At 67.2% G+C, this 24,999-nt stretch carries 27 protein-coding genes; 8 read left to right on the top strand and 19 right to left on the bottom strand.

Features of this window, described 5'->3' with window-relative positions; all coding sequences use genetic code 11:
• The first annotated feature begins 44 nt into the window (after positions 1-44).
• Positions 45-1,475: an apolipoprotein N-acyltransferase gene (gene lnt / locus HNQ09_RS08820; protein ID WP_246363236.1), complete on the top strand. Its 1,431-nt coding sequence runs from the start codon at positions 45-47 to the stop codon at positions 1,473-1,475.
• A 2-nt stretch (positions 1,476-1,477) separates the two neighbouring features.
• Here the strand turns inward: lnt and HNQ09_RS08815 are convergent, their stop codons facing one another.
• The 6 genes from HNQ09_RS08815 to HNQ09_RS08790 all read right to left on the bottom strand — a co-directional run bounded on the left by HNQ09_RS08815 (position 1,478) and on the right by HNQ09_RS08790 (position 7,497).
• Positions 1,478-1,654 (bottom strand): hypothetical protein, encoded by a 177-nt coding sequence (locus HNQ09_RS08815; protein WP_184028067.1) that lies wholly within the window; start codon positions 1,652-1,654, stop codon positions 1,478-1,480.
• A gap of 29 nt (positions 1,655-1,683) precedes the next feature.
• Entirely contained in the window at positions 1,684-2,469 is a 786-nt protein-coding gene (locus tag HNQ09_RS08810) for a DUF4386 family protein (protein WP_184028064.1), read from the bottom strand.
• Positions 2,466-2,963: a signal peptidase II gene (gene lspA, locus HNQ09_RS08805; protein WP_184028061.1), complete on the bottom strand. Its 498-nt coding sequence runs from the start codon at positions 2,961-2,963 to the stop codon at positions 2,466-2,468. Before lspA ends, HNQ09_RS08810 begins: the two co-directional genes overlap by 4 nt.
• Positions 2,964-3,184: 221 nt before the next feature.
• Entirely contained in the window at positions 3,185-3,583 is a 399-nt protein-coding gene (locus tag HNQ09_RS08800; RefSeq protein WP_184028058.1) for a hypothetical protein, read from the bottom strand.
• Positions 3,584-4,514: 931 nt separating this feature from the next.
• Positions 4,515-4,931, bottom strand: coding sequence for a hypothetical protein (locus tag HNQ09_RS08795; protein ID WP_184028055.1), 417 nt, complete (start codon positions 4,929-4,931; stop codon positions 4,515-4,517).
• Between the two features lie 46 nt (positions 4,932-4,977).
• A complete protein-coding gene (locus HNQ09_RS08790; protein ID WP_184028052.1) occupies positions 4,978-7,497 on the bottom strand; it encodes a heavy metal translocating P-type ATPase in 2,520 nt (839 codons plus the stop codon).
• Between the two features lie 153 nt (positions 7,498-7,650).
• On the opposite strand from HNQ09_RS08790, the gene HNQ09_RS08785 reads away from it, so the two are divergent.
• Together HNQ09_RS08785 and HNQ09_RS08780 are read left to right on the top strand one after the other, a co-directional pair.
• Positions 7,651-7,854, top strand: a complete 204-nt coding sequence (locus HNQ09_RS08785) for a CopZ family metallochaperone (protein WP_184028049.1) — start codon at positions 7,651-7,653, stop codon at positions 7,852-7,854.
• A gap of 61 nt (positions 7,855-7,915) precedes the next feature.
• Complete coding sequence (locus tag HNQ09_RS08780) at positions 7,916-8,179, top strand: metal-sensitive transcriptional regulator (RefSeq protein WP_019009372.1); 264 nt, start codon at positions 7,916-7,918, stop codon at positions 8,177-8,179.
• 107 nt (positions 8,180-8,286) lie between these two features.
• Here the strand turns inward: HNQ09_RS08780 and HNQ09_RS08775 are convergent, their stop codons facing one another.
• The 8 genes from HNQ09_RS08775 to HNQ09_RS08740 form a co-directional block, all read right to left on the bottom strand.
• The gene (locus HNQ09_RS08775) at positions 8,287-8,604 is read right to left on the bottom strand and encodes a metal-sensitive transcriptional regulator (protein WP_184028046.1); all 318 of its coding nucleotides are present in this window, start codon (positions 8,602-8,604) and stop codon (positions 8,287-8,289) included.
• Between the two features lie 94 nt (positions 8,605-8,698).
• Positions 8,699-9,442 (bottom strand): PIG-L deacetylase family protein, encoded by a 744-nt coding sequence (locus tag HNQ09_RS18860; RefSeq protein WP_246363235.1) that lies wholly within the window; start codon positions 9,440-9,442, stop codon positions 8,699-8,701.
• 9 nt (positions 9,443-9,451) lie between these two features.
• A complete protein-coding gene (locus HNQ09_RS08765; RefSeq protein ID WP_184028130.1) occupies positions 9,452-10,276 on the bottom strand; it encodes an ABC transporter permease in 825 nt (274 codons plus the stop codon).
• A 70-nt stretch (positions 10,277-10,346) separates the two neighbouring features.
• Positions 10,347-11,312 carry an ABC transporter permease gene (locus HNQ09_RS08760; protein ID WP_184028044.1) on the bottom strand — a complete coding sequence of 322 codons (966 nt, stop codon included), beginning with the start codon at positions 11,310-11,312 and terminating at the stop codon, positions 10,347-10,349.
• A gap of 9 nt (positions 11,313-11,321) precedes the next feature.
• A complete protein-coding gene (locus HNQ09_RS08755; RefSeq protein ID WP_184028042.1) occupies positions 11,322-12,872 on the bottom strand; it encodes an ABC transporter substrate-binding protein in 1,551 nt (516 codons plus the stop codon).
• Positions 12,873-13,352: 480 nt separating this feature from the next.
• Complete coding sequence (locus HNQ09_RS08750; RefSeq protein WP_184028040.1) at positions 13,353-14,462, bottom strand: peptidoglycan DD-metalloendopeptidase family protein; 1,110 nt, start codon at positions 14,460-14,462, stop codon at positions 13,353-13,355.
• Positions 14,463-14,503: 41 nt separating this feature from the next.
• Positions 14,504-15,463, bottom strand: coding sequence for an alpha/beta hydrolase family protein (locus tag HNQ09_RS08745; RefSeq protein ID WP_184028038.1), 960 nt, complete (start codon positions 15,461-15,463; stop codon positions 14,504-14,506).
• Between the two features lie 26 nt (positions 15,464-15,489).
• Positions 15,490-16,539 (bottom strand): peptidase C39 family protein, encoded by a 1,050-nt coding sequence (locus HNQ09_RS08740; RefSeq protein WP_343057690.1) that lies wholly within the window; start codon positions 16,537-16,539, stop codon positions 15,490-15,492.
• Positions 16,540-16,834: 295 nt separating this feature from the next.
• Here HNQ09_RS08740 and HNQ09_RS08735 point away from each other — a divergent pair, with 295 nt between their 5' ends.
• Positions 16,835-17,257, top strand: a complete 423-nt coding sequence (locus tag HNQ09_RS08735) for a four-helix bundle copper-binding protein (protein WP_184028034.1) — start codon at positions 16,835-16,837, stop codon at positions 17,255-17,257.
• 151 nt (positions 17,258-17,408) lie between these two features.
• Here the strand turns inward: HNQ09_RS08735 and HNQ09_RS08730 are convergent, their stop codons facing one another.
• The gene (locus HNQ09_RS08730; protein ID WP_343057689.1) at positions 17,409-18,515 is read right to left on the bottom strand and encodes an N-acetylmuramoyl-L-alanine amidase family protein; all 1,107 of its coding nucleotides are present in this window, start codon (positions 18,513-18,515) and stop codon (positions 17,409-17,411) included.
• Between the two features lie 31 nt (positions 18,516-18,546).
• Positions 18,547-19,119 (bottom strand): TetR family transcriptional regulator, encoded by a 573-nt coding sequence (locus HNQ09_RS08725; protein WP_184028030.1) that lies wholly within the window; start codon positions 19,117-19,119, stop codon positions 18,547-18,549.
• Positions 19,120-19,201: 82 nt separating this feature from the next.
• Here HNQ09_RS08725 and HNQ09_RS08720 point away from each other — a divergent pair, with 82 nt between their 5' ends.
• Together HNQ09_RS08720 and HNQ09_RS08715 are read left to right on the top strand one after the other, a co-directional pair.
• A complete protein-coding gene (locus HNQ09_RS08720) occupies positions 19,202-19,483 on the top strand; it encodes a hypothetical protein (protein ID WP_184028028.1) in 282 nt (93 codons plus the stop codon).
• Positions 19,480-19,995, top strand: coding sequence for a hypothetical protein (locus tag HNQ09_RS08715; RefSeq protein WP_184028025.1), 516 nt, complete (start codon positions 19,480-19,482; stop codon positions 19,993-19,995). Before HNQ09_RS08720 ends, HNQ09_RS08715 begins: the two co-directional genes overlap by 4 nt.
• Before the next feature lie 49 nt (positions 19,996-20,044).
• Here HNQ09_RS08715 and HNQ09_RS08710 read toward each other — a convergent pair whose 3' ends face one another.
• Together HNQ09_RS08710 and HNQ09_RS08705 are read right to left on the bottom strand one after the other, a co-directional pair.
• Positions 20,045-21,241 carry an MFS transporter gene (locus HNQ09_RS08710; RefSeq protein ID WP_184028023.1) on the bottom strand — a complete coding sequence of 399 codons (1,197 nt, stop codon included), beginning with the start codon at positions 21,239-21,241 and terminating at the stop codon, positions 20,045-20,047.
• Positions 21,238-21,597, bottom strand: a complete 360-nt coding sequence (locus tag HNQ09_RS08705; RefSeq protein WP_184028021.1) for an ArsR/SmtB family transcription factor — start codon at positions 21,595-21,597, stop codon at positions 21,238-21,240. Before HNQ09_RS08705 ends, HNQ09_RS08710 begins: the two co-directional genes overlap by 4 nt.
• A gap of 510 nt (positions 21,598-22,107) precedes the next feature.
• Between HNQ09_RS08705 and HNQ09_RS08700 the strand changes: the two genes are divergently transcribed.
• Positions 22,108-22,356, top strand: a complete 249-nt coding sequence (locus tag HNQ09_RS08700) for a glutaredoxin family protein (RefSeq protein WP_184028019.1) — start codon at positions 22,108-22,110, stop codon at positions 22,354-22,356.
• Positions 22,357-22,404: 48 nt separating this feature from the next.
• On the opposite strand, the gene HNQ09_RS18855 is transcribed toward HNQ09_RS08700, so the two are convergent.
• Positions 22,405-22,764 carry a hypothetical protein gene (locus HNQ09_RS18855; RefSeq protein WP_246363234.1) on the bottom strand — a complete coding sequence of 120 codons (360 nt, stop codon included), beginning with the start codon at positions 22,762-22,764 and terminating at the stop codon, positions 22,405-22,407.
• 75 nt (positions 22,765-22,839) lie between these two features.
• Between HNQ09_RS18855 and HNQ09_RS08695 the strand changes: the two genes are divergently transcribed.
• A complete protein-coding gene (locus HNQ09_RS08695) occupies positions 22,840-24,927 on the top strand; it encodes a copper-translocating P-type ATPase (RefSeq protein WP_246363233.1) in 2,088 nt (695 codons plus the stop codon).
• Positions 24,928-24,999: the final 72 nt, after the last annotated feature.

Here is a 24,999-nt window from a genome sequence, read left to right as displayed (position 1 = left end):
ATATCAAGCACAGCGGGGTGCTCTTGGTCGGGGAGCGTGTGTGCATGAAGAGGAACAAGTCCGGTCTGGCGGCCGTCCTGCTGTCCATGCTGCTGGGGGCCGCGCTGGCGCTGACGGCCGTGCCGTACGGCTGGAGTGTCCTGACCCCGCTGCCGCTCGCCGCGCTGCTGTGGTGGGTCTGTAACCCGGCGGCCCCGCGCGTGGTCGCTGCCCGGCTGTTCTGGGGGATGACCGCCTTCTTCGCCCTGCACCTGCTGTTCCTGCCGCTCAGCTTCGCGCAGCTCTTCGGCGTGGCGGGCGCGCTGCTCTTCCCGGCGCTGTTCGTGCTCGAAGGAGCCTTTTACGCGCTGCTGGGGCTGCTGGTGGCGCGGCTGTTTCCCACCTTCCTGGGGCGGGTCTGGGGCCTGGCGTTCGGGTGGGTGCTGCTGGAGTGGCTGCGGCACCTGGGGCCCTTCGCCTTTCCCTGGGGCACGCTAGGCTACACGCTGCTGCCCACCCCGCTGATCCAGGTGGCTGACCTCGGCGGCGTCCTGCTCGCCAGCCTGCTCGTCACGACCCTGGCGGCGGCGCTCGCCAGCCTGGCCCGGCGAGAGGTTCGTCCCCTCGCGCTGGTGCTGCCCGTCTGGGGTCTGGCACTGGCGTACGGGCTGACGCGGCCAGAGGTCACGCCACCGACCCACCAGGCGCTGCTGGTCCAGGGCAACCTCAACCCGCTGGACAAGGTCGCGGGCAGGGCCGACCCGCTGCCGGTCTACGCCCGTCTCAGTTCCACTGCGGCTGGAGACGTCGCCATCTGGCCGGAAACGGCCGTTACGGGGGATGACCTGGCCCGCCTGCCCGCCCGGCCCCTGCTGATCGGCGTCGCCCACCCGGGTCAGAACCGGGTCGAGGCGTGGGACGGCGGCCTAGCGGCCGCCTACGACAAACGGCGGCGGGTGCCGTTCGCCGAGTACTTCCCGCTGCGTGAATCCCTGGCCCCACTGTACGGGCGGGTCTTCCGGGCGCTGGGGCTGCCCGACCTGACGGGCCTCCTTCCAGGTCGCCTCGACCGGCCGCTGACGCTGGGCGGGGTGGCGTACGGGGCGTACGTGTGTTACGAGAGCGTATTTCCTGGGATTGCCCGCGGCCTGGTGCAGGACGGGGCGGCCGTGCTCGTCAACGTGTCCAACGACGGCTGGTTCAACGCGGGGAACGGGGTGGCGCAGCACTTCCAACTGGGCCGGGTGCGGGCCATTGAGACCCGGCGCTTCCTGCTGCGCGCGGGCAACATCGGCGTGACGGCAGTGATCGACCCGCGCGGCCGGGTGACGCAGGCGCTGCCGGTCAAGCAGGCGGGAACGCTTCAGGCGCGCTTTGCCTTGCAGGAAGGGCAGACCTGGTACGTCCGGCTGGGGAACTGGCCGGTGGGGGGATCAGCCCTGGGCCTCCTGGGGCTCGCGTGTGCCCGGTGGAGGGTGAAGAGGACGCCCCGCTGATTTCAGAGGATGAGCTGGCCCTCGATCAGCCACCATCCCTGGGCCGCGCCCAGGCTGAGACTCTGCAAGACCCGGTCGTCGTTCCCGGCCGGGTCGGACACCGTATCCCCGGCCTGGGGTGGGGTGCCCGGTTCGTCCAGCACCACTTCCACCATCAAGCCGTCCACCTTGCTAGGCACACCAGGAAACAGAGCTGAGATGGGAGCCATCATGCAGGTGGGCGCGGTGTGCCGGTGGGTGCCCGGGTGGCCCCCGCACCACGCAGGAGCGCCGTGCCCAGCCCCAGGTACGCGAGGCTCAGCACCGGCGCGAGGAACGGTTCTAGGTCCGCGATCCCCAGCGGTTTGGTGGCGATCACCACGCCCGCGAGCACCGCCGTCACCAGGAACCACGTGCCCAAGATGGCGTTTTGTCGCAGGCGCAGCAGCAGACCCCCACTCACACCCAACCACACGCCGAGGAGCAGGTCCGATCCCAGGCGCAGGTGGAGGGCTAGGTCCCCGACCATCCGGCCCATGACCTGCACCGCGTCCCGCGTCTCCCCGGAGGCCTGCACGTAGCTCTGCGCCAGGATGGGCGACGCGGCGGCCAGCACGAGCGGGGCGGCCAGCCCGAAGACCACGCCACCCAGCCCGGCCACGGCCGCGACGCGGGAGACACCTCGGGCCCCATATCGCAGCCGGTCATGCAGCGCCAGCGGTGCGGGCAGCACGGCCAGGGTGGAGAGCAGGGTCAGCCACCACAAGCCGGTGTAGGCGCGGGCGTGCTCGGCCACCCAGGGCAACAGACGCGCCTGATCGTCGAACATCTCAACGTCCAGCCCGGCCTGGGCCAGGACGCCATACACGTAAACCAGGGAGAGCAGGAACAGCAGACCCGCCAGCAGGGCGCCAGCGCCTCCCAGCCGGGCCAGCCGCTGATCCTCGACCTCGGATGGGGCCCGCCCGCCGTCCGGGGGGCCAGGCGGGAAGGTTCCGCGCGCAGGCCCCGTCATGCGGGCACCACGCCGCGGGTGCGGCGCGCCCGAACCCACTCGCTGAGCAGCAGGAGCAGCACCCCCCAGACCACCCAGACGTCCGCGAGGTTGAACACCGGGAAGTCGCCCTGTCCCAGGGCGCGGGTGACCGCCGACAGCGCCGGTGAGGCCAGCATGTCCGTCACGCGCCCGGCGATCAGACCGTCGAGGGCGTTGCCGAGGGCCCCCCCGGCGATCAGGCTGAGCGCGAGGGCCTGCCCGGTGGGCCGGGGGCGCCGCAGCAGGAAGACGACCAGGCCCAGCCCCACCGCCCCACGCACCAGGGCGAGGGGCAGGGCGGCGCCGGACAGAAGGCTCCACGCCGCGCCGGTGTTGTAGGTCAGGGTCAGGTCGAGGACGCCGAGGAGCCAGGGCCGCACCTCCCCGGGCAACTCCGCGCGAGCCCAGCTTTTGAGGGCGAGGTCGAGGACGATGCACAGGGTAATCAGCGCGAGGAGGGCGAGACGGGGCATACCTGACTGTAGCAATGTCGGAGGCAAGTCTGTACAGAAGTACAGGTGTAGGCGCGAGAGGAGTTCGCCCCGAGGGAGGAGGGCAGATCGTTCCATTGTCGTTAACGGAGAAGCCGTGGTGCTGGGGTAGAGGGATCGCGCCAGCAGCGGCACGGAAGAAACGCCAAGGCGCTCTCAACCTCCTCTCCTGTCCCCATTTGAACGTCCAGGAGAGAACAACCTCACGGCCGACCGCTGATGGCGACGAGCGTGGTGCCCTCCTCCCGGGTGGCGAGGTACTGCACTACGTCGCTTTCCCAGCTCAAGAAGGCCGCGTAGTTGCTCGGCAACGGGTCATTAAGTTGCCAGTAGCCCGCCCGCTTGAACGGATCGAGCAGGGCCTTCGGTTGCCAGCCGGACAGCCGGTACTGCTCGATGCGGGCAAGCCCCTGGCGAACCTCCTGCCGGTAGGCCCGGCTGTAGGTCGGACACTCCGGCGTCAGACCACTTGGCAGCGGCGCCAGGCCGTTCCACAGCGTGCCCGGCCGCTCGATGCAGTACACCTCGCCCTGCCATCGGCGCTCTACCGTGAACCACCACCCGCCCAGGACCGCCAGCCCGGCCACCGCAGCAGCGAGCACGAGCCGTCCAGCCTTCCAGGAACGCCGAAGCGTCCACGTCACCGCATCACCTGCCGCACGTCCGCCACCACCCGGTCCACGTCGTTGAGCTGGGTATAGGCCCGGCTCGTCAGGCGCGGGAGGCCAGGTGGTCGCTCATGGGCTGCACGGCACAGGAGTCGAGTTCAGGTGCAATCAAAAGACCTTTACACGGACCTAACAGCCCCTGCCTAAGCTTCCGGCGGAGGGTCTCCCCCATGCCTATACCCACATCCGCTGTCTCTTCCGTTCGTCCTCCTCCCAGCCGGGTATCCCGGTGACGCCCTCACCGTCTCGCCGTGGGAGGTCCGGCTTCTGGCTGGGCGCCCTCCTTGTGCTGGCGGCAGTCCTGGGTGCGGCCTGGCTGGCCAACTCGATGTCGGACCGCGGCCTGATCACCACTCCTGCGATGGACCCCAGTCTGCCTCCCATGCCCGGTATGGATCACGAGACGATGCCCGGTATGAGGGGTGGCGCGGCCCCCTCAGCACCCTGAACCTTGGCGCGGGCAGAGGACCGCCCACGTCCTGCCCGTCTCGCCCCAGAAGGAAGCCGTTCCTGGTGTACTTTCCCCCTTCTTCCCTGGCAGCGATTGCCAGCCATCCTGCCGGGCGAGCCTCACCGCGTTTCCCGCCTTGATGGGCGGGTGGAGCCAGTCACTTCCTACGGCCTGCCTGCTCCCCAAACGCTGGCGACCAGTCCTGTGGGGAGCAAGAGGCCCTCTTGGCCAGCATGACCCTGCGCCCGAGCAACGGGCCGACCGAGGGCGTCGTGAGTAAGATCAAGCGAGCATCAGATCCGTAGGCGACCCGGTGCATGCAATGAGCGGAAGAACGGCAAAAGCGGGGCAGGTCCAGGAACAAGAAGGGCGGCCGAGGAGTCCTCGGCCGCCCGGGTTCCGAGAACGCTCGCCTCAGGAGGAAGCCGGGTTCAGCGTGTCGGCGAGCCGAACCAGCAGTTCCTCGGCCCGATCGTACCCGGGGCGCAGGTACACGGTGGCGGACGTCGTCCAGTCCTGCACCGCGGCCACCTCCTGATCGTTCTCGTGCAGCTTCAAGTGGGGGTACACGCCGTACTCGACATAGCACCCGAACTCGGCCGCTACCTCCTCAAGCTGCTGGGTGTTTTCTTCGGTCCACGTGAGCACGTAAGGCAAGGCGAAGCACGGCTTCCCGCAGCTGCCTCCCAGACCCACCAGGGGAAAGCCAGCGACTGACTGCGTATCCTGCCGCACCCGGGTGCGTTCCAGGAAGGCGGGGCGGTTGCGCGAGACGTCACGGTGAGGAAGCTTCTGAGCGGCGATCCAGGGTCCAACAGTCAGTTTGGTCATGGGAAAACTCCTGTGAGGAAAAGTGTAGGCGCCCACTTGATCACAGTCAGACGCGGGCATCGAGCAGCGGCCGCTGGGGAGCCACGGAAACCGGCTGCGGGCGAACGGGTGGCTTGAACCCGCGTAATCTCAGGGCGTTGGTCAGCACGAAGATGCTGGAAAAGCCCATCGCGGCGGCGGCGAGCACCGGGCTGAGCAGCCAACCGAAGGCCGGGTACAGCACGCCCGCCGCGACCGGAATCAACACGATGTTGTACGCGAAGGCCCAGAACAGGTTGAGCTTGATGTTCCGCAGGGTGGCACGTGAGAGCGCGTAGGCATTGGGCACGCCGCGCAGGTCGCCCGACATCAGGATCACGTCGGCGGTCTCGACGGCCACGTCGGTCCCGGTGCCGATGGCGAGGCCCACGTCGGCCTGGGCGAGCGCCGGAGCGTCGTTGATGCCGTCTCCCACGAAAGCCACCTTCTGCCCCTTGGCCTGCAACGCCTTCACGGCGTCACTCTTCCCGCTGGGCAGCACCTCGGCGAGCACCTCGTCGATGCCGAGCTGGCGGGCGATGGCGTTCGCGGTCCGGGCATTGTCCCCGGTGATCATGGCGACCTTGAGGCCCTGGCGGTGCAGCGCCTGAACCGCCTCGGGGCTGCCCTCCTTGATCGGGTCGGCCACGGCGATCACGGCGGCGAGTTGACTGTCAATGGCCGCGTACAGCGGACTCTTGCCCTCGTCTCCGAGCCGTTCGGCCTGCGCGGTGAACTCGCCCACGTTCAGCCCGAGCCTGTGCATGTAGCGGTCGGCGCCGACCTGCACCAGGCGGCCTTCCACGCGCGCCTCCAGGCCGTAGCCGGGCACCGCCTCGAAGCTCTCCAGGGGGAGGATGGCCATGCCTTCCCTCTTCGCCGCGTCCACGATGGCGCGGGCGATGGGGTGCTCACTCTGCTCTTCGGCCGCCGCGACCAGCTTGAGCACCTCGGTCCGGTCGAAGCCGGGGGCCGTCACCAAGTCGGTGAGTTCGGGCTTCCCCTTGGTCAGGGTGCCCGTCTTGTCCACAGCGACCACGTTCACGCCTTGCAAGCCTTCGAGGGCGGTGCCGCTGCGGAACAGCACGCCCAGTTCCGCGGCCTTGCCGGTGCCCACCATGATGCTGGTCGGCGTGGCGAGTCCCATCGCGCAGGGGCAGGCGATGATCAGCACCGCGACGGTCGTGACCAGGGCGAACGAGAGGGCGGTGCTCCCGCCCGCCAGCATCCAGATCAGGAACGTCAGGGCGGCGATGCCGATGACGACCGGGACGAACACCGAGACGACCCGGTCCGCGAGGCCCTGGATGGGGGGTTTGCTGCCTTGGGCGCTCTCCACCAGCTTGATGATCTGCGCGAGAGCCGTATCCGCCCCGATCCTGGTCGCCCTGAACTGAAAGGCGCCGTTCTGGTTGATGGTGCCGCCGACGACCGCCGCGCCGGTCTGCTTGGCGACGGGGATCGGTTCGCCGGTGATCATGCTCTCGTCCACGAAGGAATTGCCCAGGGTGACCTCGCCGTCGACGGGGATCTTCTCGCCGGGACGGACGGAGATCAGGTCGCCGATCAGCACCTCGTCCGTGGGCAGTTCGAGTTCCTGGCCGCCCCGGACCACCCGCGCCGTCTTCGCCTGGAGGCTCAGCAACTTCTTCATCGCCTCGCTGCTTCGTCCCTTGGCGATGGCCTCGAAGTACTTGCCCAGCAGGATCAGGGTGATCACAACGGCGGCCGCTTCGTAGTACACGTGCGCGGTGCCTTCGGGAAAGACCTGCGGCGCGAGCGTGACGACCAGTGAGTAGAAGAAGGCCGCCGAGGTGCCGATCATCACCAGGGAGTTCATGTCGGGGGAGCGGTTTTTCAGCGCCTTCCAGCCCAGGCGGTAGAAGCGCATCCCGGGGCCGAACTGCACAGGCACGGCGAGGGCGAGCATGACCCAGTTCAGGGTGGTCATGACCCCGTGTCCGAAAGTTCCCATCAGCCAGTCGTTCACGGCGGGCACGAGCATCGGGACCATCGCCAGGATGGCCAGGGGAATGGCGAAGATGGCGCTGAAGGTCACGGCCCGGCGCAGCGACCGGACTTCCTGCTCGCGGGCCTCACGTTCTTGGTCGCTGCGGTCCGCTCCCGCCCCGGTGTCCAGGACTTCGTACCCCGCGGCGGTCACCACGGCCTTGAGCTGGCCCACGCTCACGGCCGACGGCAGGTAACGGACGGAAGCGCGCTCGGTGGCCAGGTTCACGGTGGCGTCCAGGACGCCGTCGACTTTGCGCAGGGCGCGCTCGACCCGGCCCACGCAACTCGCGCAGGTCATACCCTGAATGCTCAGGTCAGCCTCGCCCACCAGCGGCTCGTACCCAATATCCTTGACCTTCGCGAGGAGGGCCTGCGGGTCCGTCTGCTGCGGGTCGTAGGTGACGGTGGCGCGCTCGGTGGCCAGGTTCACGGTGGCGGTCTCGACACCCGTCACCTTCTTCAGGCCCCGCTCGACGCGCCCCACGCAACTGGCACAGGTCATGCCCTGCACACCCAGCTCCATTGTTTTGCTCATGGCTTCTCCTATCCCCCTCCAGGGGGTATAGCAGAAGCATACGTCAGGAACCTCCCGGTGACAACCCTTCCTGTCGGCACTATGGGCAAAACCCGCCGATTAGTGCAGTGTTATACGCTTGACATCCCCCCCTCCAGGGTTTAGGCTTGACCCATGACCACCGAACTGACTGTCAATGGAATGACCTGCGGCCACTGCGAGACGGCCGTTAAGAACGCGCTCAAGAGTGTCCCCGGCGTGCAGGACGTTCGCGTCGATCTGCAAGGCGGCATGGCCAGCGTCCAGGGAGAAGCGGATCCTCAGGCCCTCATCGCCGCCGTCACGGAAGAAGGCTACGGCGCCCAGGTCCGCGCCTAAAGTGACGGCCGCGAAAGCCGGTCCCGCTGCCTGTCACGCGGCCGCGCCGGGCCACCTGTGCATGCCCGAGGACGCCCGCAAACGCGCGGCGCGGCGGCTGAAGATTGCCCGGGGTCACCTGGACAGCATCGTCACCATGCTGGACAAGGAAGATGCGTACTGCGTCGACGTGCTCCGGCAGCTCAAAGCCGTGCAGGGAGCACTGTCCGGCGCAGGCGAGGTCGTGCTGCGGGGTCACCTGGAAGCCCACGTCGCCACCGCCTCCACGCGCGGTGACAGCGTCGAGATCGTCGAAGAATTGATGGAAGCCCTCAAGTACACCTGAGCGCCAGAGCGTCACGGCAGCGGTCTACCTTCCTGGTAGACCGCTGTTTGGATTCCACCCCAGGGTGAGCCTCAGCAACCCCTCCACCGGACCGCCGTGGGGCCGCTTCAAGTGTATTTGAGGGCGTGCATCAGCTCATTCACGATCTCCGAGGTGTCACCCCTGGACTCCGCGGTGGCCACGTGCGCTTCCAGGTGACCCCGCAGGACCACCTCACCGGTCCCGGCCAGGGCGCCCTGCACGGCCTTGAGCTGTTTGAGGACATCCACGCAGTACACGTCCGGGTTTTCCAGCATCCTCTGAATGCTTTCCAGATGGCCATGGGCGATGGCGAGGCGCCGCCGGGCTGCTTTGCGGCTGGACTCGGGCATGCACAAGGTGTGTTCCCCATGCACGCAAGGGCTGTCTTTCGTGGTGGTGGTCATCGGCTCGCCGCCACGCTCAGGCGAGGGACGGCGCCCGCAGCACAGGGGGCCGAGTGGCCTTGCAGACGGCACCGCTTGAAAAACCGGTCGCGTCTCACAGCAGGGCCTCCAGCCGAAAAGGATTCATGTGCCGGAACGCCTCGGCCAGCGTGGCTCCGCTGTGGCTCAGCAGGCCGTGACTCAGGGCGTCGGCCTTGTTCATTTCCAGATGCAGGGCCCGTCCGAGTTCCAGGTCGTCGCCACCCACCTCCCCATTGGGAACGATGTGCTGGAGTGCGCCTGCGTCCAGCCGGCTCCGGAGCATCTGTGCCGTGAAGCGCATCTGACTTTCCAGGACATTCATGGCCTGCTGTTTGAGGGCGAACGTGCTGCCAATCTCCACCACGCAGTTGGGGTGCAGGGGCGTCATAAAGTACACGGACGGAATCAGGTGTGGGGGATGCCCGCCGCATTCCTCCTGTCGCCAGCTGCGGCCCGCGATGGCCGCGGCCTCGAGGTAGAGCAGCATCGCCACACGGCGGTCCGGGTCCAGATCCTGGTACGAATGTTCCGGTTCCTGCGTGATCAGGATGTCCGGGTGAAGTTCGCGGAACAAGCTCACCAGGGTGATCTTGGACGGCAGGTCCAGGCTCACCTCCCCCGCGGTAAAGTCCAGAAACCGGACCGATTGCACGCCCAGAACGCGCGCAGCGGCCTCGATGCCGGCCCGCGACTCGGGTCGGGCCAGCGTCACCGCAGCATGCACGGTGTCTCCGGCGGCCACGTGTTTGGCCAGGGTTCCGCCCACTTCCACGATTTCAAGACCAAAAGTGGCCAACATCAGTAGGGTTCTGGGCATGAGGCTCCTTTACTGGCGCTGTTGAAGGCGGGGAAACAACGCCGCTTCGATGGCGCGGCCCGTCAGGGCGAACCCGAGCACCGCCATGGAGATCAGCACACCGGGAGGCACGACCCACCATGGCCACGAACCATTGAGAAACGCTCCGCGGATCTGCGCGTAGTACAGCACGGTCCCCCAGCTTTTGCGGATCGGGTCGCCCAGGCCCAGGAAGGCCAGGGACGCTTCGATCAGGATGCTGCTGGACGCGGCCAGAATGAACTGCGAGACGGCAATGGGCAAGACGCCCGGCAGCACGTGTTTCCAGAGGATGTGCAGGTTCGACGCGCCGAGTGCCTGCGCACCCTCGACGTACGTCAGGTTCCGGATGCCCAGGGCACTGGAGCGGATGACCCGGGCGGGACGCGCCCAGATCAGCAGCGAAATGGCGATGATCAGGTTTCCGGCGCTCGCCCCGAAAAAGGCGGCCAGGACGATCATCAGCGGAATGAACGGCAGCACCAGCACGACGTCGACCAGGCGCATCAGGGTGGCGTCGGTGCGGCCTCCCAGAAAGCCCGCGATGACCCCCACCAGGGTGCCGATCACGATGGCGAGCGCCGCTGCGGTAAAGCCGATGCTGAGCGACACGCGCGTGCCGACGATCAACTCCGACAGGATGTCCTGCCCGATGTCGTTGGTTCCCAGCCAGTGCGCGGCACTGGGCGCGGAGAACGGTGCGCCGGTCTGCGCGGCCGCATCGTAGGGGGCGATCCAGGGACCCGCACCAGCGAGGAAGAGCAAGAACAGCAGCAGGGCCAGGCCAGTTCGGCCCATCCAGGTGGAGAGCAGCATCGACACGGCAGATCTCAGGCCACCGGCAGGCGGTGGATCGGCGCGTGAGGTCAGGACAGGCGCCGAAGAACTAGCCACGTTGCACCCGGACACGGGGATCGAGCAGCGGGTAGACCAGGTCGGCCAGAATGTTCCCCGCGAGAATGGAGAGGGTGACCATCAGGAAAGCTCCCTGTAACAGCGGGTAATCGCGGTTGCTGGCCGCCTCGAAGAGCATCCGTCCGAGGCCTGGGAAGGCGAAGACGGTCTCAATCACGACGGCCCCCCCCACCAGGGTCCCGAGATTCAGCATAAACACCGTGAACACCGGCATGGAGGCGTTCCGAAGGGCGTGCTTATACAGGACCTGGCGTTCGCTGACGCCTTTGGCACGGGCCGTGCGGATGTAATCCTCGCCCAGCACCGAAAGCATCGCGTAGCGCATCACCAGGAACGTCCCGGACAAGCTCACCAGCGTCAGGGTCACGACCGGCAACACCAGGTGCCGGGCGATGTCCATGACGTTGGCCCAACCCGTCAGACTCGACCAGGGCGTCCGCGCGCCGAAGACCGGGAACAGGGGCCACTGCACGGCGAACAACGCGACGAGCATCATGCCCAGCCAGAAGGAGGGCACAGAGTCGAGCAGGATTGAGGACGTGAGGGTGGCGTGGTCCAGCCAGCCATTGCGGCGCCAGGCGGCCAGCGCCCCCACGATCACGCCGAAGACGGTCGAGAGCAGGAGCGCCGAGCCGGTGAGCAGCAGGGTCCACGGCAGCCGTTCCATCAGCATGGTCAATACGGGCTTGTTCGCCTGATACGAGTAGCCCAGATCCCCGCGCGCGAGCGACCCCACGTACTTCCCGTACTGCACCATCAGCGGCTGATCGAGGCCCGTGCGGGCGAGCAACGCCTGGCGGTCTTCGGCGGGCAGCAGGGCCACGTCCTCGCCCGCGAGGAACTGCAAGGGGGAGCCGGGCATGGCCCGCGGCAGGAAGAAGTTGAGGCTGATCGCAGCGATCAACACGAGAACGTACTGTCCGACCCGCTCCAGCATGACGTCCCCTTACCTCAAGAACGAACGCTTGTTGATGATGCCCTGCCCCTTCTGGAACTTCCAGCCGTCGTACGCATTCGCGTCAAAGGCGTACACCGTGTCGGGGTACCACAACGTCAGGAACGGCAGATCCTTGGCGATGATCTCCTGAACGCGTGCGGCCAGCGTCTCGCGGGCATCGGCATTCACCGTCGTCAGCATGCGCGTGGTCAACGTGTCCACGGTCTTGTTCCGGTACCCACCGACGTTCAGGGTCCCGATCACGGGGTTCGAGTGGAACAATCCCGCCAGGTTGAGCTGCGATTGAACGGGCGCCGACCAGCCCCACATGGCCACGTCGAAATTGCGGCCTTTCGCGACGTCGAAATCGGGCCACAGGGCCTGCTGAACCGTCGTGGGATCCAGGGACTTGATGGTGAGCCGGATGCCCGTCGGGCGCAGCTGCGAGGCGATGATCTCCGCCGCGCGAATCCGCTGCGGGTTGTTGGAGGCCACCAGGAACGTCAGGTTGAGTGGCTTGCCATCTCTGCCCATCCGGACTCCAGCGCGGTTGAGCTTGAAACCGAGGGTATCCAGCGTGCTGTTCGCCTGCGCCACCGTCATTTTCGGGTAGGTCGGGGCCGCTTTGCTGAAGAAGGGACTGTCCGGGTGCACGAAGCCCGCAGTGCCGGGAGTGCCGTTGCCCAGGAGGATCGTTTCGACCAGCGCCTTGTTGTTGACCAGTCCGGCGACCACCCGCCGGAACCCCACGTTGTTAAACGGCGCGGTGGTGGTGTTGAACTGCAAGAGCGTACTCGTGTAGCTGGGACCCCGCAGGGTCTTCAGGCGGGCGTTCCCGGCGAACCGTTGAATGAGTTCCGGCGGCACTTCACGCGCGGCGGCGTTGATCTGCCCGGCCTGGAGCGCCTGGAACATGGAGGTCGGATCCGGAATGACCGCCAGAACCACCTCATCGGCACCGGGCTTGGCGGCGAAGTACTCCGCATTCTCCGTCAGACGGTAGGACTGGTCGGTCTTGTGGTCGACGAGTTTGTAGGGTCCGGAGCCGATGACGTTCTTGAACGTCTTCGGAGCGGTGACGCTCTCCCAGATGTGTCTGGGCAAGATGGGCGCGTCCGCAAGAGGTTGAAGCAGGAAATTGGCGCCCGGCTGCTCGAGGGTGATGATCACCGTGCGCGCGTCCGGGGTGCGGATGCTGGTGATGGGGCGCACCGCCGAGGCGAAGCGGCCCACGACCGGGTACTTCTTGTAGTACTCGAAGCTGAACTTGACGTCCGCGCTGGTGAGGGGTCGACCATCGTGCCACTTGACGTCGTCTTTTAACTTCAGCGTCCAGACCTTCCCGTCCTTCACCGAGTACGACTCGACCAGCCACGGCCGGGGCACGTCGTTGAGGTCGTTGACGAACAACGTGTCGTACACGAGGCTCATCAGGTTGTATCCGGGGTAGCCGGTGACGTACGTGAACGGCGAGAGTTCGCCTTCGTCCTGGGGAATCGCCAGCACGATGCGCTTCCCGGTGTGTCCGGCATACGCGGTGGTCGCGAGGGCGACTGCCAAGGCAGCAGTGAGAAAGCGGGCAACTGGGCTCCGTCTCATAGGTGACCTCCCACACCGGTGTTTCACCGGTGGTCATGCGAGCACGACGAATGGTGTGACACGACCTGCCCCGGACACGCGCTGAGCGTGCCAGACTTCAAATTCAATCCCCCCGGGTGGGTACCACCATAATCCTCATTGTCGGGGAATGCAAGCCATCACCCAGTTGAAAAAATACAGTACAGGACGACAAACGCCAGTCAGTCCCCTGCGACGGGCAGGCTCGAGATCCGTCGCCAGACTGAATCCCCCCCTGCGTGAGAGCACGAAACGACGCCCTGTACGTTGATCTGACCCCCTACGAGGGGAGGGGGAATTTCATGAGCTCCAAATATGTCAGCCAATTGAAGATGCCGACAGCCGCGATCCTGCAAAAATTGGTGGTCAACACGGCCTCACCACAGGTAGTTCAGCGAGGGTGGCCCGCTCTGGAGCCGCTGTCTATTTCGGCCAGAGACGGTTCATCCACCCCGCCGGGTCCGTGCCCTCACCACGCACCCGCATCTCGAGGTGCAGGTGTGCCCCGGTGCTGAGCCCGGTGCTGCCGACCTCCCCGACCTTCTGCCCGCGGGTGACCTGCTGCCCGACTTTGACCGTCACCGCACGCTGATGGAAGTACATGCTCGTCACTCCCGCGCCGTGATCAATCACGACCAGCCCCCCGCGCACCGGGTACATGCCCGCCACAACGACTGTCCCGGCATTCACGGCCGTCACGGGAGTTCCGGCGGGCGCCAGGTAGTCCGTCCCGTAGTGGTACCCGACGGGCCCGCCAGCCACATACGTCCGCGGCTGCCCGAACGCGCTGCTCTGCGCCCGCACCTTCGCCGCCGGTTGAAAAGGCTGCGACCACGCCTGGGCGGTCCGCCGGGCGTACGCCCGCTCCACCGCGGCGTCCTCCGCCTTCCGGGCCGGGTCTTCGAGCTTGCTCGCGACGCTGCGCGGGAGGTTCAGCCGTTGGAGAGGCTGCGCCAGCCCGGTGACGGGAATCCGGCCGCGCGCCACCTCCTGGCCCACCTGAACCTCATACTCCAGGGGCGTGCTTTTTCCGAGAACGGCGCGTCCCAGCACCAGGTACTCGCTTCCCACGGCGACGGGGCTCAAGCGCTCAGCGGGCAGGCGGACGTCCTCACCCACCTCGCTGGGAAAACGCACGGTGGCCTGCCCGGCTCTGGGGCCGTTCAGGCGCAGGACGAAGGCGTCCCCCATCCGCAGCGTCACGGGCGCGGTGACTGTCACCCCACTAATTCCCGAGGACAGGTCGGCCGGGGTGGTCGGCGCGGAAGCAGCGGTCCCCAGGGCCGGGCCCTCGCCCGGTAGCCGAAGGAACTGGCCGACCTCGAGGCCCGTGCCCGTCAGACCGTTTAGCCGTACGAGTTCCGTGACGGTCGTGCCGTGGACCTGCGCGAGACGGTACAGGGTGTCGCCCGGTCTGACGGTGTAAGCGTCGGCGGCGCCCGCCAGAAGCGCGGCCACCAGGAGCAGGACGCGGCAGGAATGTGCAGTCTTGCGGGTGGACAGCGGCGGCTGGGGAATGACGGTGTGGTTCATGTTGGTTCCTGACTGCGGGACGCCTCACGGCGCCTGCCGCGCTAGAGGCTTTTCTTGAAAAACTCCACGGACCGTCTGAGCGCCACGCCCAGATTCCGGCTGAGATTGTGGTCGTCTCCCGGGTAGGTGAAGAGGGTGTGGGGCTGCCCAGCGGTCTTGAGTCCCCTTGCGAGCGCCTGCGAGAACGAGACGGGCACGTGCGTGTCCCCCGTGCCGTGATGCAGCTGCACGGGGCGCCCCCCCAGGTCCGCGAGAAAGGAGTTGGGAGAAATCGCCCGGTACAGGGCCGGGCTTTGGGCGGGCGTGCCGTACTTCGCCAGCATCTGCGCGCGCGGGTCCGTGCTGGCCGCACTGCTGCCCCAGCGGGGCAGGTCTTTGAAAATCAGGTCGTACGGACCGACGACGCCCGCCCAGATGTTGCCGGCCTTGATCTGCGGATTGATGACCATGGCGCGCAGGGTGATGTGCCCGCCCATCGAGTGACCCCACATGCCGATCCGTGCGGGGTTCACGCTCCCCAGCTTCCGTAAGGACGAGAAGGCGTTCAGGACGTCGGTGGTGTACTCGGGGGACCAGTACGCCGTCCCTGCCGGCTTGCCCTGGGAATTCCCGTGGCCGCGGTAGTCGGGCTTCAGGACGACGAACCCGGCGCGCGCGAACGCGTCCACGTACGCGACGTACCGCTCCGTGGTGCGGTACTGCTGCGGGGGAATGTAGCCGTGGTTGAACACGATGGCCGGCCAGCCACCTTTCGGCGGTGTCCCGCTGGGCACGGTCAGCAGCGCGTCAATGCGCAACCCCTCTGACTGGTACGACACGACACGCCGGGCATAGGTCGCGCCGGGCGAGAGCGTCTGCCGGGTCGTCAGGGTGCTGCCGGGGTACGAGCGGGCCCGCATGCGCTCGATCGACAGCGGCTCTTTGCTGTACGGCTGCGCCTGAGCCAGGGCGGCGCCACTCAGGCAGGCGAGGAGCAGGGTGAACCGACACAGGTCAGGCATGCTTGTTGGACCTTTCGCGTGAGTCGTCATGGACGGGGGGCCATCACGTAGGCCATGCCACCCGCGTGGTTCAGCCACAACCGCTCGAAGACGGCGCGCGGGTAGGTGCGCTTGACGCTGGCGTCGTTCCTGGCCGCCGGGTCATTCACGACCGGGTTGCCCTGGGCGTCGAATCCGGTGAGGACCAGCAGGTGGCCGTTCGACCAGGAGAGGGGGCCTCCGGGCAGCTCACCCGCCTTGAAGCGGAGGCTGAGCGCCAGCGGAAGGCCGCGCTGAAGGTACGCTTCGGCGTCCCGCAGACTGCCCAGGCGCGTCACCATGGCCTGCAATCCCTGCGTGGCCGCGTACGCCGTGTTGAACGGCCAGTTGCCGAAGCCGTCGTACATCCGGTCGTACGTGGCCTTGGCCGCGTCCGGCACCCGAACAGGCCGCTTCCAGAACCCCAGGATCATGCTGACGCTCGTCGGGCTGCACCAGATGGGCCCGCCGTTCGGGTAGATCATCTGGGACAGGCCCGGCACCATCAGCACCTTGTTCCAGGCGCCCGGCTGGCCCGCCGCTCCCTGACCGCGGAACCGCAGGGCGGTGTCCGCCGTGTTGAAGGACAGCAGCTGCGCGCTCAGGCCGGAACCGAGCGTCGCCCGGTACTGGAAGGCCGTGGCGCGGAACGGCAACGTCAGCGTGTCGGTGTTGACCGTCCCGTCTGCCGTACGGATGACGCGGGCGCTGGCCCGGGTCCCGGCCGCACTCCACGATCCGAAACCGAAATACGGTGTCCAGCGGCCATCCGGTCGCCGCACCCGGACTTCCACAGTGAGGGCACTGGAGGCCAGCCCGGTGACATTCCAGCTGGGAATCAGCTCGTTGAAGGGGGCGACGTCCACGACCGGGCCTTCCAGATGGCCCCCGCGGCTTGGCGGGAGGGGAAGCCAGCTGGCCGGAATGCTCGTCTGTGCCTGAGCCGCCTGAATCAGGGGCGAGGGCTCACCAAAGCTGGTCTGCTGGGCGTAGGGCGCCGCCGCCGCCACTGAAGCGAGCAGCAGGGTGCCGGGCAGGAGGATCCGGGAAAACTTCACGCGTTCCAGGGTATCGGCGCACTGTTGCCGTTGTGTTAAGCCACCCGGCTGGCGCCAGGCAGCCAGGGGCGCCTCTTCTGTGGCGTCCATATGACCCCCGCCACAAGGGCGTTCTCAGGGAATCTTTACAGGAGACTGACACGGTGAATACCACGACCGCGCTGCATCCGGGTCACGTGGTCGGGAGGCGGCGACTGGGGTTTCAACGCCTCTGTCTCGTGTGCCCCTTCAGGAGGAACCCTGACTGACGCCCGCTAGCGCTTTCGCCCACCTTTCGACCCCACGGAGGCCCACCATGACGCAACACATTCAGGACATGCTGCAAACCCACCCTCAGCCTCAAACCTTGTTCGATCAGGGCACTTTGGCGGAGTGTATCGCCGCTTGTTTTGACTGCGCGCAGGTGTGTACCGCCTGCGCCGATGCCTGCCTGGGGGAGCGCGAGCACCTGATGCACCTGGTGAGCTGTATCCGCCTCAACCTCGACTGCGCCGACATCTGCAACGCGACCGGCCGGATCCTCTCGCGGCTCACCCAGTCCAACCCAGGCGTCATGCGCGCTCAGCTTCAGGCGTGCCTCGCGGCCTGCCAAGCCTGCGGCCAGGAGTGTGAAATGCACGCCCGCGAGATGAACATGCAGCACTGCGCCGTCTGCGCCGAAAGTTGCCGCCGCTGTGAGCAAGCCTGCCAGCACCTCCTGGAGAGCCTGAGCGCCTGAACCCACTGATTCCGAACTGGCACCGTCCACCTGGGCGGTTGGCTTCGCTCGGCCCGGTGCCAACGAACCCGCACGGTTCAGCAGCTTGGTCTGCTGAACCTTAACTGTTTCTCGGGAGCCACGCCCTCACGCCATGATGAGGGTGTGGCGTCTACTTGATGTTCAGGAACGCGAGGAGCGCTTTGGTGATGGCCCCGGCGAGACGCTGCTGGTACGCGGGCTGCGCGAGCTTCGGGCCTTCGACCGGGTGTGAGCCGAACCCCAGCTCGATCAGGACGGCGGGCGTCGTGGGATTGCTGATCACGTAGAACGCGTCCGTGCGGACGCCGCGGCTCACGGCGCCCGTGGCGCGGATCAGGTTGGACTGCACCTGCTGCGCGAGCTGCCGGGAGAAAGACAGCTTCGCCTGCGCGAGCAGGTCGCCCAGCATGCCCTGAGCGCTGTTGGTCAGGCTGCGCGTGAGGGCCTCGCCGACCGCGCCGCCGCCGTTCTCGAAGACGGCCGTGCTGCGTCCCTGCCCGGCCAGCGGCTGCCCGAAGTAAAACGTCTCGATGCCCTGCGCCCCCGGGCCAGACGCGTTGGTGTGGATGCTGACAAACGCACTGACCGTGCCGGTGGTGGCCAGCCGGGAGCGCAGGTCCAGATCCTTGCGTTTGTCCGCATGGAGGTGCCGGTCGGAACTGCGGGTCATCACCACGTCCACTCCGCGTTTCACCAGTTCCTGGCGGACCATCAGCGACACCGCAAGGTTGACGTCCGCCTCGCGCACCCAGGCGCTGGCCATACCGGAATCGTTCCCACCATGCCCGGGATCGAGAACCACCCGTGGCCGGGCCGCCTGACGGCTGACGGGCCGGGGGACCCCTGCCGCGGGGGATGCCGCCGGGCGGGCGGGCACACGCGCAGCCGCGGCACCGGTCGGAACGTCGATCACCAGCCGGGCGGGCTGGCCACCCGCTGCCGGAAGCACGCTGGCCTTCGCCTGGCCATGCCCCTTGGCCAACGTGAGGGTCACCGTGCGGCCCGTGACGGCGTACCCGGTGATGCCCAGCGCGTTCAGGGCACCCCGCTCCGCCGATAGGGACAGCCCCAGGTTCACGGTGGCCGTCTGCCCGGAAACCTTCACGCTGGCGGTGGTGGTCTTGGGCAGCGCGAACACCACGCGGGTAAAGCCGGTGTGCGTGCCCACCCGGGGGGCGGCAACGGCTGAAGTGCCCAGCAGGACGGTCAAGCCGGAAACGAGCAGGAAGAGACGCACCCGCGCAGTGTAGGACGTCCCTCTTCCACTCCTAGTGGAGAGGAGGCCGCAATCCGGCCAGGGTAACGGAGACCAGGCGCTGCACCGCGGCCTTGGAGGGCAGGCTGCTGGCTGCGGTGAGGGCATGCAGACAGTAGCTGGCCAGCTCGCTGGGTGCGACGTCACTGCGGAGCACCCCTGCCCGCGCGCCTTCCGCCAGCAGGTTCTGAACGAACTCCTGGAGATGCTGCTGTGCCCGCGCGACGTGTGGACCCCGGTGCAGCAGCGCGGTGAGCTCGGTGCCGTGATCCTCGTGGGAAATGAGGGCGAAGGCCTCCAGAACGTCTTCGAGCTGCTGGCCGGGGTCACCGGCCTGGTTACGGATGGCCGCGAGGTGGTGGAGATGGCTCATGACCTGTCGCTCGTGCCAGGCCATCAGAATCGCGTTGACGTCCGCGAAGTACTTGTAGAGGGTCGCCCGCCCGATGCCGGTCTCTTCGGCGATCCTGGACATCGTCACAGCGGCCAGTCCGTGCTCGGCGACCAGGGCGGCGGTGGCGTCCAGGGTGGCGTCACGCACTGCGCGGCGGTGGGCTTCCACCGTTTCAGTCCACAGCTTTGGCACATCCACAGTATACGCAGTGACGCACGCAAGACACCTTGATTTGACAGAGACAAAGTGTCTCTATAAACTCCTGCCATCACGGATGAACACTTTTTCCCCTCCCGTGACAGAGGAACTGCCGATGAGTGATCTGCCCTCCGACGACCACAACGGTCCCCGCGTGCGCCCTGGTGACAGCCCGGCCGAGGGCGTCCCCCGCTGGGTGAAGCTGTTCGGGGTGGCCGGTCTGGTGCTGACGCTACTATTGGTTGTGAAGCTGCTCGCCGGTGAGAACCATGGCCCAGGTCGTCATATTCCCTCGACCAGCCTCACGCCGCAGCACGTCCTGTTCAGCGGGTATTCCGTCCAGGCTGCTGGCGGATGACCATGACCCCCAGCCTGCGCCGGTTCACGCTGACGGCGCACGTCGCCGCTTCCGTGGGCTGGCTCGGCGCAGTGGCCGCATTTCTGGCGCTGGCGGTCGTGGGTCTGACCAGCCAGGATCCTCAGGTGGCGCGCGCGGCTGCGATCGCGATGGAGCCGATCACCCGGTTCGTCATCGTCCCCCTGGCTCTGGCCGCCCTGGTCACGGGAATCCTTCAGGCACTGGGGACCCCCTGGGGCCTGTTTCGCCACTACTGGGTGCTGATCAAACTGATCCTCACGGTCGTCGCCACCGGCATTCTGCTGCTCCAGATGGAGGGGATTCACAGCGTGGCCGGGCTGGCCACCGCCGCGACGTTGTCCAACGCGGAGCTGCGGGGAGCGATGCAATCCATGGTGCTCCACGCCGGTGGCGGAGCGCTGGTGCTGCTGGTGGTGACCACGCTCTCGGTCTACAAACCCCGGGGGAAAATCGACCTCCCGCGGCGTCGGCCACCCAGGGCCATCCACTGACGAAGGCCCGATTGGCTTCTGAACGGTTTCCCCGTGACACCCGGTCTCCTCAGGTCATACGCTTGCGGTGCGTAACCCAGACTCCGGCCAGCACCAGCAGCGACAGCAGGCCACCCAGCAGGAACGCCCGGTCCGGGAAGCGTGTGCCGAGGAAGCCCGCAACCGGATACGCGAAGGCCCACCATAGGTGACTCCACGCGAAATGCGCGCCGTACACCCGGCCCTGCGCGGCCTCCTCGGTCCGTTCGGCCAGCAGGGTTTCTGTCGGCAGATTCACCCAGTTCTGCCCCACGCCGGCCAGCAGCCAGAACACCATCAGCCCCCCCAGGGGCAGCAGGTCTCCCGGCAGGATCGCCGCGGAGGTGATCAGCGCCCCCAGCGCGATAAAACGCGTCAGGGGAAGGCGCTTCCCGGCTGCCCCGACGGCCAGGGACGCCAGGGTCGCCCCCAGGCCATAGGCGGCCATCACCCAGCCGAACGGCGCGTCGCCCAGCTGGAGACCGCCCTGGATCCGGGCCACGGTCACGGTGAGGATCAGCGCGCCAGCAATGGCCGCGACCAGTTCCATCAGGAGCGCGAACCGGACCGGTGGGTCCCGCCAGAGCCGAGCCGTCCCGTCACGCACGTCGTCGAGCTTGCTGTGCTGCACCTTGCCGCGCTCAGCCCGCAACGCTGGCAGGGTCAGAATCAGCAGGCCCGCCAGCAGAAATGAGGCGGCGTCCACCACAAACAGGGCCCGAGCGCCCAGCCCTGCGGCGAGCAGACCTGCCAGACCCGGGCCGAGGATCCCGAGCAGTTCCGTGGTCGCGCTGGACAGCGCGAAGGCCGGGCGGGCCTCGTCACGCCCGACCACCAGGGGAACGGTCGCCTGGTTGGCGGGAGTAAAAAACGCGGTGAGGGCATTGAGCAAGAACATCAGCAGGTACACCTGCCATACCGCACCGGCAAACACCATCAGGCCGATCACGACCATCCGCCCGAAATGGCAGGCGGCGAGCATCGTGCGGCGGTTCATCCGGTCAGCCAGGACGCCCGCCAGGGGGCTGAGCAGCACGAAGGCCGTCACGCGCAGCGTCAGGGCAACGGCCAGGACGGCAGGCGCCTGGGCGGGTCCGGCGAGTTGAGCGGCGAGCAGGGCCAGGCCCACCCAGGTCAGCGCGTCACCGATCTGACTCACGGTCTGCGCGGCGTAGAGCCGGGCGAAAAGGGGATTTTGCAGCGCGGCGAAGGTGGCGTATGCGTTCACTGGGGCTCTCTGGCAGGCACGGCCGGGTGGTCGGGAAGGCCGAGGCGCGCGTGCTGCGCGTGGCTGAAGGCCTCCGTCAGCAGGTGGGTCAGGTGGACGTCGGCCAGGCGGTAGTACACACGCGGGCCGTCGCGCCGGGTCTGAACCAGCCGGGTGTGCCGCAGCGTCGCCAGGTGGCGGCTGACCGTGCTCTGTGGTTGCCGCAGGGTCTCGCTCAGGTCGGTGACTGTCCGCTCCGCGTCGATCAGGGCCAGCAACAGGCTGAGGCGGGTGGAGTCCGCCAGTGCCTGAAACAGGCCGGTGACGTGCGCGAGGTCCTGCGGGTCGGGTGGCATGGCCAGGGCATGGCGCCGCATACTCCATGGTATCCGTATTTCCGCATAAGCGAAAATACATGAGACTGGCCTCCACCGTCTTCTGCGCCAACGTCCTGACCGACAGCACCCTGATCCGTAGGGCCGCACTTCAGGGAGCGCGCTGGCAGCACAGGCCATAGAGATGGTTCTGGGCCATCCTGCCCAGGGGGATACGGGCAAACCCAGGCTCTGATGTGCGTGACTGAAGAGGCCTTCAGTTCGTGTTCTTGACATCCCCCCAGGGAGGGTATAGCGTTGGTTGGGGAAACGGTGAGCCATCGAGCACCGTCAACAGCAGGGCCTGCGGTTTCGGCATACCAATACAGCCCGGACGGGGTTGGACTGCCAAGGCGGGAGTTCTTTTCATATGGACAGGCATCGGACTCACACATTCAGGTCCCTGATCCCCCAACCCGGGGTCCCATGGCGGACGTCCGGCTTTCCGCCCCGCCCCCCGCGACGTCCGCGCTCCACCCAGAACAGTGCGGCAGACCTTTTCCAGGAGCCCCCATGTCCACCCCGACCCTCACTCTGTACACCACGCCCACCTGCCCGGACTGCCGCGCGCTCAAAGTCTGGCTCGACCGGCAGGGCATTCCCTACGACGAGCGGGACCTCACCGATCCCGCTGTCGCCACGGAGGCCAAAACCCGGTACGGCGTCCGCATCGCCCCCATCACGGTTCTCGGTGACCTGTTCTTCTTCGGCACGTTCGCCGACCAGCGACCACAGCTGCAACGGCTGCTCGCGAATGGTTGACAGAACTTGAACACAGGACAGCTCCGGGAGCGAGCGCAACGGCCAGGCTCACACGCACCGAGGCGGAAAGGCAGTGAAGAAATGACCCGACCACACGAGGCCCACCATGGCCATGCCGGAAGCAGTCCCAGCCTGTCCAGAGTTCTGGAAGTCTCCTTCAAGAATTGCTATGACGGTTCCGAGTTCGCGGACCTGGAGCGGGATCTCGCCCAGGTTCCGGGAGTGCAGAGCGTGCACCTCGACCGCACCCGCGCCGTTGCCCACCTCGGGTATGACCCTGGCCGCATCGAGGAGGCCGAGCTGCGCCGCCAGCTGCATGCCGCGGGCTACCCCTGTACCTGCAAGGACTGCGAGCCGTCCACCACCCAGCCTGGCCATCCGGGCATTGGCCACGAGCACCCCGCGCATGGCGACCACCGCCCTGCAGCCGTGGGTCAGAGCCGCCCAGAGGGAGGACATGGCGGACATGACCAGACTGGTCGGATGCCGGGTGTCTCAGGAGCGACCACCCATGACCATGCGGCCATGGCGCAGGGTGGCCGGGACACGTCTGGGCCGGTAAACCACGACGAGCACGCGGGGCATGGGGCGTCCATGGTGGACGACATGCTGCGCCGCTTCGTGATCAGCCTGGTTCTGACAGTCCCGCTGGTGCTGTATTCCCCCATCGGGGAAACCTTAGGGTTCACGGCAATGCCGCCTTTCGGCCTCTCCATGGCCTGGTTCGGGCTGATTCTGTCCACGCCAGTGGTGTGGTGGGGCGGCTGGCCGTTCATCTCGGCGGCGTGGCGTGCCCTGAAGCGGCGCGAGGCGAACATGATGACCCTGATCGCCACGGGCATCCTGGTCTCCTGGCTGTTCTCGGTCTACGTGACCCTGTTCCTGGGCGGAGGCGAGGTGTTTTTCGAAGCGGCGGCGATGTTGACCACCCTGTCGCTGCTGGGCCACTGGTTGGAAATGCGTTCCCGCTTCGCGACAGGACGCGCCGTCGAAGCCCTCCTGAAGCTCGCACCCGCAACCGCACGGGTCGTGCGCCATGGGCAGGAAGTGGAGCTTCCCCTGGAGCAGGTCGTCGTGGGAGATGAACTCGCTGTACGGCCTGGAGACCGGGTGCCGGTGGACGGGGACGTCGTCTCCGGCAGCAGTTATGTCGACGAGAGCATGATCACCGGCGAGCCCATTCCTGTCCAGAAAACGGCCGGAGCCAGGGTGACGGGCGGCACCGTCAACCAGAATGGCGCCTTGACCTTCCGCGCCACCGCGGTCGGAAGTGACACCGCCCTCTCGCGCATCGTGCAGATGGTGCAAAACGCGCAGGCCAGCAAGGCTCCCGCGCAGCGCCTGGCCGACACGGCCGGGAAGTATCTGGTGTTCGTGGCGCTGGGCTCAGGCCTCCTCGCTTTCCTCATCTGGTACCTCCTGGGAGCAAGTGTGGTCTTCGCGCTGACGGCGGCGGTCTCCACCATCGTGATCGCCTGCCCGGATGCGCTCGCGCTCGCCACACCCACCGCCATCACCGTCGGGGTCGGCAAGGGCGCGCGGGAGGGTGTGCTGTTCAAGAACGCGGCGGCCCTGGAAGCCACCGCCCTCATCGACACCGTGATTTTCGACAAGACCGGCACGCTGACAGAAGGCAAGCCCGCGCTCACCGACCTGGTGCCCGCGCCTGGCGTGGAGGAAGTGGAATTGCTGCGGCTTGCGGCTGGAGCAGATCAGCCGTCTCAGCATCCGCTGGCGGAGGCGATTGTCGCGGGGGCCAGGAACAGGGGCCTGGACGTGCGTCCCCCGGAAGCGTTCGACTCGGTGCCTGGGCACGGTGTGGTCGCCACCGTGGAGGGCCGCCAGGTCTTGATCGGCAACCGCAAGCTGATGGACCGCGAGAGCGTGGATGTGGGCCTCCTGCCGGAGGCGGCGGACCGGCTGTCAGCCGACGGGAAGACCGCCATGTACGTGGCTGCTGACGGGCAGGCGCTGGGTGTGGTGGCCGTGGCCGATACCATCCGGGAGACCGCCCGTCAGGCGGTGCGGGCCTTGCATGCCGCGGGGGTGCAGACGGTGATGCTGACCGGGGACAACCGCCGCACGGCCGAGGCCGTGGCGCGCGAACTGGGTCTGGACACGGTGATCGCCGAGGTGCTGCCGGAGGACAAGGCGGCAAAGGTTCAGGAGTTGCAGGGCCAGGGCCGCCGGGTGGCGATGGTGGGCGACGGCGTGAATGACGCCCCAGCGCTGGCCCAGGCGGAGGTGGGCATCGCCATCGGGGCAGGCACCGATGTGGCCGTCGAGACCGCCGACGTGATCCTGGTGAAGAACAATCCAGCAGACGTGGCGGGCAGCATCGTCCTGGCCCGGCAGGTGCGGGGCAAGATCAAGCAGAACCTCTTCTGGGCCGCCATCTACAACGTGTTGGCGATTCCCTTCGCGGCGGGCGTGCTGTACCCCTCTTACGGCATCTTGCTGCGCCCGGAGTGGGCGGCGCTGCTGATGAGCGCCAGCACCATCATCGTCACCGTGAACGCCTTGCTGCTGAACCGGGTGCGCTTCGAGCGTCCGGCACCCGCTGGAGCGTAACCCCAACAAGGGGAACACCTCCACCGTTGACGGTAGGGGTGTTCCCTTTGACACCCTTGGGTGTCCAGCCTC

Origin of the sequence: Deinococcus budaensis (assembly GCF_014201885.1) — a bacterium.
GTDB lineage: Bacteria > Deinococcota > Deinococci > Deinococcales > Deinococcaceae > Deinococcus > Deinococcus budaensis.
This window is presented reverse-complemented; position numbering and strand designations above follow the sequence as displayed.